The organism is Citricoccus alkalitolerans (assembly GCF_039528175.1).
Lineage (GTDB): Bacteria > Actinomycetota > Actinomycetes > Actinomycetales > Micrococcaceae > Citricoccus > Citricoccus alkalitolerans.
The window spans coordinates 1070592-1081871 of sequence record NZ_BAAALH010000002.1; the positions used below are offsets into that span (position 1 = coordinate 1070592).

Consider the following 11280-nt stretch of genomic DNA (forward strand, 5'->3'; position numbering starts at 1 on the left):
GGCGATCCTTCAGAGGGGGATGGTGGCCGGTGGGCCGATCAGGCCTGCGGGCGGGGGTGGCGCTGGGCGAAGTCCCGGGCGACGTCCTCCATGAAGGCGAACTCGACGCCGTCGTGCCCCTGGATGTGGTCGAACAGCCGCTCGAGCATCAGCAGGTTCTGCGGACGGCCGGAGACATCCGGGTGGATGGTGATCGGGAAGACCGCGTAGTCCATCTCGCGGTAGACCCAGTCGAACTGGTCTTTCCAGAGCTGTTCCACGTCCCGCGGGGAGACGAAGCCGTGGCTGTTGGGGCTGGACTTGATGAACATCATCGGGGGCAGGTCGTCCAGGTACCAGGACGCCGGGATCTCGATGAGGTCGGTCTCCTCGCCACGGACCAGCGGCTTCATCCAGTCGTGGGCCGAGTTGGCGGAGTAGTCGATCTTGGTCCAGGTGTCACCTACGCGCACGTAGTACGGGGTGTGGTCGTCATGCATCAGGGAGTGGTCATAGAGGAACCCGCGCTCGAGCAGGATCTCGTTGGTGACCTTGGAGAACTCCCACCACGGGGCCACGTAACCCACGGGCTTCTTGCCGGAGCGCCGCTCGATCAGGTCGGTGCAGTAGTCCAGGATCTCGGTCTCCTGGGTGCGGGTCATGGCGATCGGGTTCTCGTGCGAGTAGCCGTGCACTCCGATCTCGTGGCCGGCGGCGACGACCTCGTCGAACTGCTGCGGGAACGTCTCCACCGAGTGGCCCGGCCAGAACCAGGTCACGGGGATCTCCCGGCGCTGGGCCAGCTGCAGCAGGCGCGGCACGCCCACCTCGCCGGCGAACAGGCCGCGGGAGATGTCACCGGGGGAGTCCTCGCCACCGTAGGAGCCGAGCCAGCCGCCCACGGCGTCGACGTCGATCCCCACGGACACGTAGATCTTCTTGGTCATGTGCATTCCTTTCTGTGGTCAGCGCAGTTCGCTGAACAGGGTGGTGAATTCGGTGGTGGAGGGATTTCCGGACAGCAGGGCCGCCGCGAGGATCCGTGCTTGGAAGGGGTTCAGGTGGCCGGCGCTGACGGCGCCGGCGGCAATCAGGTCCACGCCGCCGCCGTTGCCGTAGATCGGCACCATGGGTCCATTCGGCACGCGGGTGCTCAGCACCACAGGGATCCCTGAGGAGACCAGGTCCGCCACGGCCTCGGTGTATCCCGGACCCGCATTCCCGACGCCGGTGCCCGCCAGCACCATGCCCGCCGCGCCGCTCTGCGCCGCGTGCCGCAGCGCCTCAGGAGAGGAGCCGGGGTAGGCCGTGATGACATCCACCCGGGTGGTGCCGAACCCGGAGCCGGGCAGGGATAGAGCGCGGGGCCGGGCCGGCCGGGCGATGAGGTCGAGCTCGTCGTCGCGGAACAGGCCCACCGTGGCACCGCCATCGAACGGCTGGCTGGCGGTGGTGTGGGCCTTGCGGGCCCCGCGGGCGGTCTGGATCCGGCCATCGAAGGCAATCAGGGCGCCCATGCCACGGAAGCGCGGATCAGCGGCCACCGCCAGGGCCTGGCGGAGGTTACGGGGGCCGTCCGAGTCCGGCTGGTCGGCCGCGCGCTGCGCGCCGGTGAACACCACGGTGGTGTCCGTATCGTTCACCAGGTCCACCAGGAAGGCGGTCTCCTCGAGGGTGTCGGTGCCATGGGTGACGACCACGCCGTCCACCGCCGCCTCGGCGGCCCGGGTGCGTGCCGCCGCGGTGATCTCCAGGATCTCCGGCAGGCCCAGGCGGTAGCTGCCCAGCGTCATGACGTCCTCGGTGGTGACCTGGAGGGCCCCGTTGCCTGCGGCTGCCGGGGACGAGGCGACGAGGTCGCCGATCGTGTCCGAGGCGACCGAGCCGTCAGTGTGGCTCGTGCCCTCCCCGTTGGCTCCGGTCTGCCCGGAACGGGACGCGATGGTCCCGCCGGTGCCGATGATGTGGACTCTGGCCAATCCGTGCCGCCTCTGTCGTCAGTTGTGCAAGGACTGGGGCCGGTTCCCCAATCGATTGCCACAAACGTTTGTGTAAAGTGATGTGATGCACATTAGATCAGGAATCCGCGTGATGCAAGACTCCATGTTCGGCCCGTAGACTGACCATTCGACCACCACCGAAGGCCACCGTGAGCAAGCGATCATCTGTCACCCTGAAGGGGCTGGCCCAGGAGCTGGGTCTCAGTCCGTCCACGGTGTCGCGCGTGCTGAACGACGCGGCGGGCGAGGAATCACGCTGGGCCTCCCCGGAGACGAGCCGGCGCATCCTGGCCCTGGCCCACGAGGTCGGTTACGCCAAGAACCCCTATGCGGCCTCCCTGCGCACGGCCCGGTCGCGGCTGATCGGGGTGGTGGTGCCGCGATTGCAGGACTACGTGCTGGCCACGATCTACGAGGGCATCGACGAGGCTGCCGCCGAGCACGGCTACGTGGCGGTGGTGGCGAATTCGCTGGACAACCCCGAGTCCCACGAGGCCCGCGTCCGGAAGCTGATGGACCGGCGGATCGACGGGCTGATCCTGGGGGACACCCCGTTCGACGGCTCCACGCTGACCGCGATCGAGCGGGAGGACGTCCCCTTCGTGCTGGTCAACCGGAGGTCGCCGGGATACCCGTCCGTGACCTGCAACGACTACCTGGGCGGGCAGTTGGCCGGCGAGTACCTGGCCGGACTGGGTGTGGAGAAGGTCTTCCTGCTGGCCGGCAAGAACCGCATGTCCACCTCGATCGACCGCACGGCCGGATTCACCGAACGGCTGGCCGAGCACGGCATCCACGTGCCCGCCGAGCACATCGCCACCGGCGGATTCGACGCCGAGGCCGGCGAGGAGGCCACTCGGCGCTTGCTGGACTCCGTGGGCGTGCCGGACGCGCTGTTCGCCGTCAACGACTTCGCGGCCATCGGCGCCCTGGGCGTCCTGGCCGGGCGGGGGTTGTCCGTCCCGGATGACGTCAAGATCGTCGGATACAACGACACCCCCCTGGCCGGCGGAGTCGGGTTGACCACGGTGCGCTCGCCGATGCACCAGATCGGGCGGCAGGGACTGGAACTGCTCCTGGACCGGATGGACGGCAAGGACGTGGAGAGCCGGCAGCTGGATCCGGAGCTGGTGGTCCGGACCTCGGCGTAGGGCCTACCTGCGGGGACTCAACGGGTGCCGCTGTGACCTCGCGGGATCACCGTGATCCCAGTGCTCATGCGATGTCACTGAGTAGGATGGCGAAGAACCGGACCGGCCACGAGGGGCCTACATGAAGAACACATCTGCAGCCGAGGAACCCGAAGTCCTGATCGTGGAGGACGTTGCGGCCTGGCGAGAATGGCTGGATGCGCACGAGGAGAGTTCTGACGGCATCTGGCTGATGCTTGCCAAGAAGGGAGCCACCGTACCGACGTCGCTGACCTACCAGCAGGCCCTGCGGGAAGCGTTGTGCAGCGGTTGGATCGACGGTCAGTCCACATCCATCGACGCCACCACCTACCGCCAGCGGTACACGCCACGTCGCAAAGCCTCGATGTGGTCCCAGCGCAATGTCACGCTCGTGGCCGAGCTGATCGGGCAAGGGCGGATGCGGCCCCGTGGGCAAGCGGAGATCGACCGGGCGAAAGCCGACGGCCGGTGGGACCGCGCCTACGCCGGCCCGGCCACGGCCGAGGTCCCCGAGGACCTGGCTGCCGAGCTCGCCGCGTCACCGGCCGCTGCCGCCGCCTTCGCCGCCCTCAACGGCCAGAACCGCTACGCCGTCCTGCATCGGGTCCTCACGGCGCCGAGCCCGGCGAGCCGGACCAATCGGCTGGCCAAGCTGGTCGGCATGCTGGAGCGTGGGGAGACTCCCTACCCGCAGTAGTCGCCGGATGGCCGGATGGCCGGTAGCCGCTGGGCCAGGCCTGGCGCGGTATCCGGTAGTTCTCTGCGCGTTTTCCGGGCAGGAATGAGTACTAATTTCTGCCCGGAAAACGCGACTCTGTCCGGACAATGCGACGGCGGTGGCGAAGCGGCTGCCTGCGCGGAGGTCAAGGCCCGGGTCTACACGCGTCGAATTGTCAGGGCCCGCGTCAGCGGGGCAGGCGCACGGTGCTCGTCAGAGCCGTCAGGCTGGGCTGACGCGGGGTCGAGCTGAAGCCGAACTCGGCCGGAGGATCCAGCTCCGCCAGTCCGCCGAGATCCTGGCCGGCCCAGGTGGCGGAGGAGGCCGTGATCCGGCGCAGGTCGCGTGCGGAATACCATTCGAGTCGGCCGTTCCCTGCACTGCCCAGGGTTCGAACGCCGGGCATCGTCCACCGGGCCACCCGGTCGGTGATCCGGGCCAGGGTCAGGCTGCGTCCCATCGGGCTGGGGATGGCGCGCAGCACGTGGCCCAGTGGGGTCCGGCCGCCCACCGCGAAAGACCACACCAGGGGGCCGGCGGTGACGCGCCAGCGGGCGTCCGCGGCAGCGCCCGCGTGGGGCGCCTGAACCTGGACCGGCACCTCACGAACTTCGTCGAAGGTGTACGTGGCCGCCACGAACTCGGCGACCCAGGCGTCCGGGGCGAGGAGGACCCGGTGGCCGTCCGCGCGCTGGAGCATCACATCAGAGAATGGTCCATGCGGAGAGGTGTCCCAGTGACCGAGGACCAGCCGAGTTCCGCCCGTGGTGCCGGCACCGGCGATGTGGCCGGTGAAGCGCAACCCTGCCTGCCCGTTCATGGGAGTCATCTCACGGTGCGCTCTCTGCACACCTGCACGTACCATTTCACCCGTTCACTGCTCGGTGAGGGCCGCCTCGATCGGACCGCGCATCGTGGCGGGGGCGGTGGTCGGTGCGAAGCGCTCGAGGACAGTTCCGTCCCGTCCGATCAGGAACTTCGTGAAGTTCCACTTGACCGCTCCGCCGAGCAGTCCTGAGGTCTCCTTACGCAACCAGGCGAACAGCGGGTGCGCACCGGAGCCGTTGACCTCCACCTTGGCGAACATCGGGAAGTCGACGCCGTAGTTCAGCTGGCAGAACTCACTGGCCTCGGCGTCCGTGCCCGGCTCCTGGTGGGCGAACTGGTTGCAGGGGAAGCCGAGCACCACCAGGCCACGCTCCCGGTAGTCGGCGTAGAGCTCCTGCAGCCCCTCGAACTGTGGGGTCAGACCGCACTGGCTGGCCGTATTGACCACGAGCACCACCTGGCCCGCGTAGTCGGACAACGGGCGGTCCTCCCCGGTGGCCGTGCGGGCGGAGAAGTCGACGAGCGTGGGCATCAGTCCTGCACCACGTCCACGGTGACCTCGATGTTCCCGCGGGTGGCGTTGGAGTACGGGCAGACCTGGTGCGCCTGATCCGCCAGCTCCTGGGCCTCGTCCTGGGGCAAGGTGGGGACCACCACCTCCAGGGTGACCTCCAGGCCGAAGCCGCCGGCGTCATTCGGGCCGATCCCCACACGGGCGCCCACGCTGGACTCACCGAGGTCCTTCTTCGCCTGGCGGGCCACCAACTGCAGCGCGGAGTGGAAACATGCGGCGTATCCGGCCGCGAAGAGCTGTTCCGGGTTGGCTCCGTTGCCGGTGCCGCCCATCTCCTGTGGGAGGGCCAGGTCCAGGCTGATGGAACCGTCCGCGGTCTGCGTGCGGCCGTCCCGGCCGCCGCCGGTGGCCAGGGCCTCTGCGGTGTACACGGTCTTCATGGGGTTCTCCTTCAGTCGGGGTCTCATCAGGTCAGGGGGGCGTCGGGGAGTCGGGGCTAGGTGGGCTCAGGCTGAGTCAGGGCTTCGGACGTCCGAGCCGGCGAAACGGTGGGAGAGGTTCCGGAGGCTCATCAGGTCCTCCACGGGCAGGGTGACGGCGTTCCGCAGGCAACGCTGGATCTCTGCGCCGCGCGAGCGGAGCGCCTGACCCTCTGCGGTCAGGTGCACGGCGACCCGGCGCGCATCCGTTGACTGGCGCTCGCGGGTGATGAAGCCGTTCTCGTCCAGGCGCCGCAACAAGGGGGACAGCGTGCCGCTGTCCAGGTGCAGCCGCTCACCGAGTGCGGAGACAGTCTGCCCGTCCTGCTCCCAGAGCACCAGCAGGACGAGATACTGCGGGTAGGTCAGGCCCAGATCATCCAGCAGCGGTCGATAGGCCTGCTGAGCCGCCCGTGCCGCCGAGTACAGGGCGAAGCACACCTGGTCCTCCAGGCGGGCAGCGGATTCCGGGGATGCACGGCTCATGGGGAAAGCATTGCGCACAATTCAATTGTGCGCAATGGGTTAGATGTGGCATCCCACCTGTCCGACGAGCACCCGACCCCGTGGAAACCACGGTTCCGGCCCCAGGACTACCCGGCCAGGATGGATGTCATGGCAGCTCAAGGACAACAGGAGGAGAGTTCGTCTGGGTTCGTCAGGGAGCGCTCGGGTCGTCCAGGCCTAAGGGGTCGTCCGATACGCCGTCCACCGGGTTACCCTCCTCGGAGCCGCGCCCGGCCAGCGCTGGGACCAGCAGGGTCAGGGTGGCCGGCCGCAGGGCTTTCCGTAGCTCCACACGGCTGGTCATCCCGAGTTTCGCGAGGCAATTGCCGACGTGGTACTCCACCGTGCGCACGCTGAGGAACAGCTCGGTGGCGATCTCACGACTGCCCTTGCCCTCGGCGACCTCGACGGCGATCTGCCGTTCGCGGGTGGACAGTTCTGCCATCAACCGGAACGCAGCCTGTGCCGGAGCTGACACCGGCTCATGGGCGCATTCTGCCCTTCGATCAGCCGCCGGGCCGGCCACCGATTCGTGCACACCTCTCATGGGGCGGATTCCCCCCTCCGCTCTGGTGCCCACATCGTCCGGCCCGGTGGCTTTGTCCCCCTGCCGCTTCCGCAGGGAGATCTCCAGTTCCTCCGCCTCACCTTGGAGTGGCAAGGCGCCACACCGCAGGAAGAAGTCGGCGGCCTGGCGGGCCCACCGGCCGGCGTCGCCCACCCCGTCCTCGGGGCGCTCGGCGGGGCCCGCGCCGTCCATGGCGAGCCGGGACAGGTCCAACGCCAGGAAGGCCCGGACCAGGGCATGGCCCCCGCCGGGCAGGACGTCCGGACCGATGCCGGCCACGTACGGAACCGGCTCGGCATCCAGGGCTGCCAGGGCCCCCACCAGCTGCTCCCGTGCCTCGTCCGATTGGCCCCGCGCCCGGTACAGGGCACTGAGTGTGGCCGCCTCCACTGCGTGCAGGACGCCCTCAGGGGCGGAATCCATGCCCTCCGTGGCACGGGCTGCGAGGGCCTGCAGTTGGTGCACGTGTCCGATTTCCGCCAGCGCCCGCGCGTACAGGCAGACCGTGGTGAACCCGGCGGTGGCCCATCCCACCCGGGTGGACTCGATGATCTGGAACTGGTGGGCGGCCTCCGGATGGTCGCCGGCGAAGGTGGCGCCCATGGCGCGGGTGAAGGCCACGGCGCACGCCACCACCTCACTGGTGGTGCCGGCGTCCTCCACCGCTCGCCGGAGCAGCGGGCGGCCGATCCGCTGTTCGCCACGGGCCAGCGGCACCAGCGCCGCCGTGGCATAGGCGGAGCGAACCCCGGAATCGACCGGCAGCATCAGGCAGCTGTCCACGGCCCGCGTCGCATGTTCCAGGGCGCGGTCCCAGGCGCCCTGGTGGAAGGCCAGCTGGCTCAGCGTGCTCTCCAGGAAGACCCGCTGCTCGCCGGGGCCCGGGGTGTCCTGGGCCGTGGCATCGAGAATTCGGGAGGCGGAGGCCACCTCCCCCTGGGCGCGGAGACGCGAGCCGATCACCGCGGAGATCACGCTCCGCACGGGCTCGGTCCCCGGAACGGGACGCAGGTCCTCCAGCAGAGATGTCATCTGCTCCGTGAACTCGCCCACGCGGCTGCGGTCGCCATGCCGCAGGCCGGACCAGAGGGCGAGTAGGGCCTCCACGGAGCGCGCCTCACTGACCTGGCGCAGAGCCCGGGGGTCTTGGCGGGCAGCGTGTTCGAACCCGCGGCGTACTGGCACCAACTCGTCCAGCAGGTCATCGATGGTGTTGCCGACGGCGCCGAACCGTGCAGTGGCGTAGGCGAGCCGTCCCGCGGCGGAGAGGGCGTGGCCGAGCAGGAGCAGGCCGGCCCGCCCCGGATCGTCCTCCGGCAGGTAGAGGCCCTGCCGGATCTGGTCCACCGCCCCCTCCAGGTCCTCAGAGGCGAGCAGATCCCAGGCTCGCGCCGCGCACCCCGGCCGGCTCTGGGGCAATCTGGCCAGGACGTCCCGCAACTCGAGCACCAGGTCCGTCCTGCGGGCCAGGACGGTGGCACGCAGAGCCAACGTCAGGGCAACCGGGTCCCCGGTCAACTGCAGGGCTTGATGGAAGTGGCCGAAGGCCACCACCCCGTCTCCGCGTCCCAGGGCCTCTCCTCCGTACTGCATCAGCGTCCGAACGAGCAGCGGGGTCTCCGCCGGCTCCGGGTCCAGCCGCTGTGCCTGGACCCGGTGTCCCAGGGCCGCGGGTCCATTCAGGACCGGGGCGAGGATCCGGTGCAGTTCCGCACGACGCTTGTCCGGCAGCTGGTCCGCCATGAGCGTGGCCAGGTGCGGGTGGGACAAGGCCACCGTCCCCGCGGTGTGCGTGATGCGCACCTGGTCGGAGTCCAGCAGGCCGTGGTCCGGCAGGCCCGGATAACCCAGCTCGACCAGCGCCCCGCTCAGGTGAACGATGTGGAGGGGCTCGCCGGCCACTGCCAGCAGGCTGAGGGTGTCCCGCAGATGGGGAGAGAGCGCCTCCAAGGATGACTGCAGTGCACGGCCGAACAGGCGTTGGGGAGCATTCTGACCTTGTCCCAGGGCCGCCATCGCATCCTGCAGCCGACGGTGTCCCGGAGGGGCGTGGTCCAGCCACCCGGCCACCGCGCTCACCAGCAGGGGGACACCGCCCGTGCCGTCGTTGACTTTGCGGGCGAAGTCCTCGGACACGGGGATCCCCAGCCGCTCCCGCAGGACCTGCCGACACTCCGCGACTCCCAACGGGCCCAACTGCAGGTGGGTACCGTTGCGCCCGGAAGCCAGGAAGCGCTCGATGCCGACGGTGAGCTCGGTGGCCTGCGGGCGGTAGGTCAGGATGATCATGAAGGGCCCCGAGGGCATGGCCAGAGCGCATCGCCACAGCACCTCGGCGGAGAACGGGTCCGCCCATTGGAGGTCTTCCACCACGGCGATGCCCGTTCCGCCGTCGTTGGACTCAAGGGTCTGGATGGCATCGAAAACCACCTGCACGCAATCCTGCGTGACGGTGGGCCACTGCGTCCGATGCCTGCCGGTGATGGCGGACAGTAGCCGCTGGACCAGTGACCCTGGGGCATCGGCATCAGAGGGGTACAACTCCACCGCCGGCAGCACATTGCGCTTGCCGGCGAGGAAGGTCTCCACCAGGGTGGTCTTGCCGATGCCGGCGGGGCCTTCGATGGCGACGAACTGGGGGACGCCGGTCTGCACTCGTTCCCACGTGGAGTTCAAGCGTTGCAGCTCCGCCGTGCGGCCCGGCAACGTCTCGGACTGGTCCTGCGGGTGCTGCGTCATGGCGTATCCCCTGCTGGTTCATCGGACCCTCACCGGATCCGGGCGCGCGCGAGCCGCAGCGCGGGCTTGTCTGCGGCCATGATAAGTGGATCACAGATCGGCCTCCAGCCACGTCAGGTTGATGACGTGACCGGCTCTGAGGTGGACCATGGGGCCAAGACGCGGGAGACTGCAGAACCATGGTGGCGATGCGAGCGGGACCCGGCCAGGCCGGCGTCGTGGGCCGGCTGTTGCACGAGTTCAACACGGAGTTCGGCTCCCCCACGCCCTCCGCGGAGGGCTTCGCGGCGCGCTTCGAGACGCTGCTGGTGGGTGACGACGTCCTCGTCCTCTTGGCGGGCAGCGCCACGGCACCGACGGGCTTCGCATTCCTGACCCTGCGCCCGACGCCGTACGGCGACGGGCCGCTGGCACAGCTCGAGGAGTTGTACGTGCGACCGCATCAGCGGGGACGGGGCGTCGGCACCGAACTGCTGCTGAACGCCATCGAGCACGTGAGGGCGCGAGGCAGCGAGGAGATGCACATCAACGTGGATGAGGTCGACGAGGACACCCGGCGCTTCTACGAACGGCACGGGTTCACGAACATCCAGCCCGGAGAGGACTACCGCATGCTCTGTTACCTGCGAGAGTTCTGAGGGCCGGGCCGGCGGCGAGGTTCTCCTATCCCAGCAGGTGCAGGACCACTTCAAAGACGCCGACGGCGGCGGCGGCTGAGATGATGCCGGTGACGGTCCAGAACGTGGCGCGCTCGGTGGTGGCCGAGTAGGTGCCCGTGGTGGGGATTTCGGACGTGGAGAGTGACAGCGGAGTGGACATGATGTCCTCCAAATGAGGGGATTCCGGGTCTGCCCAGAGCGGGCATCGGGCAGGACACTATCGCTGAAACCACACGGATGAAAACGCCACGCCGGACGACACGCCGAACGGGTTCCGTCCGGAGGTTGCGGGTCCGAAAACATGGCGACTGACCAGTGGAAACCTCTCAACCGGGCAGCCTGGAGCGCACTCCCGAGGGTGCTGCCAGGCGGTGCCGTCAGAGGTGGTCTCGTGAGGCCTTGATGACGCGGCCCCGGTCAGCCGGTGCCGTCAGCCCCTGGCATGGCTGAGCATCCTCAGCCGGAGGGCCCGGGCCGTGGCCATGTGGGCCCGCATGGCCGCACGCGCGCCGGCGGCCTCGTGCTCCCGGATGCAGCGGATGATCTCCGCGTGCTCCTCCAGTGACTGTTCCCAGCGTCCCGGCGTGGTGAGGGTTGAGGTCGGCGCATGGATCTGATGGGTGGAGAGCCGGTCCAGCAGATCACGCAGGATCGGGTTCCGGGCGGCCGACCACAGCGCCTCATGGAACTCGATGTTGGTGTCCAGCCGGGTGGCGTTGTCCGGGTCCGTGAGGGCCTGGTCCCGGGAGAGGAGTCCCTCCAGCCGGACCAGGTCCAGTTCGGTGCGGGCGGAGGCAGCCTCCTCGGCGGCCTGTCCCTCCAGGAGGATGCGGAGGTCATAGACCTGCATCAGCTGCTCGGGGTCCAGGCGCCGCACCTGCAGCCCCCGGGTCCCGCGTTCGAGCAGGCCCTCCTGTTGCAGCCGGCCCAGGGCCTCGCGCACCGGGGTCCGGGAGACCCCGAACCGCTCGGCCAGGGCCACTTCGCGGAAGGGGGTGCCGGGGGAGTGCTCGCCGCGGAGAATCTCCGTCTTGAGCTCGCCGTGCATCGCGGCGGCGTCCATCTTCCCTGCCACAGGTGTCCCTTCGTCCGCTCTCAGCGGTGCCCGGCCGGCGTC

12 protein-coding genes are annotated in these 11280 nt (G+C 69.2%); 3 read left to right on the forward strand and 9 right to left on the reverse strand.

Annotated features, from left to right (window positions below; genetic code table 11):
* Positions 1–38: 38 nt before the first annotated feature.
* Positions 39–926, reverse strand: a complete 888-nt coding sequence (locus ABD134_RS10760) for a polysaccharide deacetylase family protein (RefSeq protein WP_159554086.1) — start codon at positions 924–926, stop codon at positions 39–41.
* An 18-nt stretch (positions 927–944) separates the two neighbouring features.
* Entirely contained in the window at positions 945–1958 is a 1014-nt protein-coding gene (locus tag ABD134_RS10765) for an asparaginase (RefSeq protein ID WP_344229328.1), read from the reverse strand.
* 170 nt (positions 1959–2128) lie between these two features.
* Here ABD134_RS10765 and ABD134_RS10770 point away from each other — a divergent pair, with 170 nt between their 5' ends.
* Positions 2129–3130, forward strand: coding sequence for a LacI family DNA-binding transcriptional regulator (locus ABD134_RS10770; protein WP_344229330.1), 1002 nt, complete (start codon positions 2129–2131; stop codon positions 3128–3130).
* Positions 3131–3251: 121 nt separating this feature from the next.
* Positions 3252–3848 carry a YdeI/OmpD-associated family protein gene (locus ABD134_RS10775; RefSeq protein WP_344229332.1) on the forward strand — a complete coding sequence of 199 codons (597 nt, stop codon included), beginning with the start codon at positions 3252–3254 and terminating at the stop codon, positions 3846–3848.
* Positions 3849–4056: 208 nt separating this feature from the next.
* Here the strand turns inward: ABD134_RS10775 and ABD134_RS10780 are convergent, their stop codons facing one another.
* From ABD134_RS10780 to ABD134_RS10800, 5 genes are all read right to left on the reverse strand, one after another.
* The gene (locus ABD134_RS10780) at positions 4057–4698 is read right to left on the reverse strand and encodes a hypothetical protein (RefSeq protein ID WP_344229333.1); all 642 of its coding nucleotides are present in this window, start codon (positions 4696–4698) and stop codon (positions 4057–4059) included.
* A 45-nt stretch (positions 4699–4743) separates the two neighbouring features.
* Entirely contained in the window at positions 4744–5229 is a 486-nt protein-coding gene (locus ABD134_RS10785) for a glutathione peroxidase (RefSeq protein WP_344229334.1), read from the reverse strand.
* Complete coding sequence (locus tag ABD134_RS10790) at positions 5229–5651, reverse strand: organic hydroperoxide resistance protein (RefSeq protein WP_344229335.1); 423 nt, start codon at positions 5649–5651, stop codon at positions 5229–5231. The genes ABD134_RS10785 and ABD134_RS10790 overlap by 1 nt, the downstream gene beginning before the upstream one ends.
* 66 nt (positions 5652–5717) lie before the next feature.
* Entirely contained in the window at positions 5718–6176 is a 459-nt protein-coding gene (locus ABD134_RS10795; RefSeq protein ID WP_344229337.1) for a MarR family winged helix-turn-helix transcriptional regulator, read from the reverse strand.
* Positions 6177–6348: 172 nt separating this feature from the next.
* Positions 6349–9504 carry a LuxR C-terminal-related transcriptional regulator gene (locus tag ABD134_RS10800; RefSeq protein WP_344229339.1) on the reverse strand — a complete coding sequence of 1052 codons (3156 nt, stop codon included), beginning with the start codon at positions 9502–9504 and terminating at the stop codon, positions 6349–6351.
* A 188-nt stretch (positions 9505–9692) separates the two neighbouring features.
* Between ABD134_RS10800 and ABD134_RS10805 the strand changes: the two genes are divergently transcribed.
* A complete protein-coding gene (locus tag ABD134_RS10805; protein ID WP_344229341.1) occupies positions 9693–10142 on the forward strand; it encodes a GNAT family N-acetyltransferase in 450 nt (149 codons plus the stop codon).
* A 25-nt stretch (positions 10143–10167) separates the two neighbouring features.
* On the opposite strand, the gene ABD134_RS10810 is transcribed toward ABD134_RS10805, so the two are convergent.
* Positions 10168–10323: a hypothetical protein gene (locus tag ABD134_RS10810; RefSeq protein WP_170144579.1), complete on the reverse strand. Its 156-nt coding sequence runs from the start codon at positions 10321–10323 to the stop codon at positions 10168–10170.
* A 270-nt stretch (positions 10324–10593) separates the two neighbouring features.
* A partial coding sequence (locus ABD134_RS10815; RefSeq protein ID WP_344229345.1) for a GntR family transcriptional regulator occupies positions 10594–11280 on the reverse strand: 687 nt, incomplete at its 5' end.

What these genes read in the sequence shown, in the direction of transcription:
- ABD134_RS10805 (WP_344229341.1), top strand. Translation starts at nt 9,693, where the DNA reads ATGCGAGCGGGACCCGGCCAGGCCGGCGTCGTGGGCCGGCTGTTGCAC.
- ABD134_RS10780 (WP_344229333.1), bottom strand. Translation starts at nt 4,698, where the DNA reads ATGACTCCCATGAACGGGCAGGCAGGGTTGCGCTTCACCGGCCACATC.
- ABD134_RS10790 (WP_344229335.1), bottom strand. Translation starts at nt 5,651, where the DNA reads ATGAAGACCGTGTACACCGCAGAGGCCCTGGCCACCGGCGGCGGCCGG.
- ABD134_RS10760 (WP_159554086.1), bottom strand. Translation starts at nt 926, where the DNA reads ATGACCAAGAAGATCTACGTGTCCGTGGGGATCGACGTCGACGCCGTG.
- ABD134_RS10785 (WP_344229334.1), bottom strand. Translation starts at nt 5,229, where the DNA reads ATGCCCACGCTCGTCGACTTCTCCGCCCGCACGGCCACCGGGGAGGAC.
- ABD134_RS10800 (WP_344229339.1), bottom strand. Translation starts at nt 9,504, where the DNA reads ATGACGCAGCACCCGCAGGACCAGTCCGAGACGTTGCCGGGCCGCACG.
- ABD134_RS10810 (WP_170144579.1), bottom strand. Translation starts at nt 10,323, where the DNA reads ATGTCCACTCCGCTGTCACTCTCCACGTCCGAAATCCCCACCACGGGC.
- ABD134_RS10795 (WP_344229337.1), bottom strand. Translation starts at nt 6,176, where the DNA reads ATGAGCCGTGCATCCCCGGAATCCGCTGCCCGCCTGGAGGACCAGGTG.
- ABD134_RS10775 (WP_344229332.1), top strand. Translation starts at nt 3,252, where the DNA reads ATGAAGAACACATCTGCAGCCGAGGAACCCGAAGTCCTGATCGTGGAG.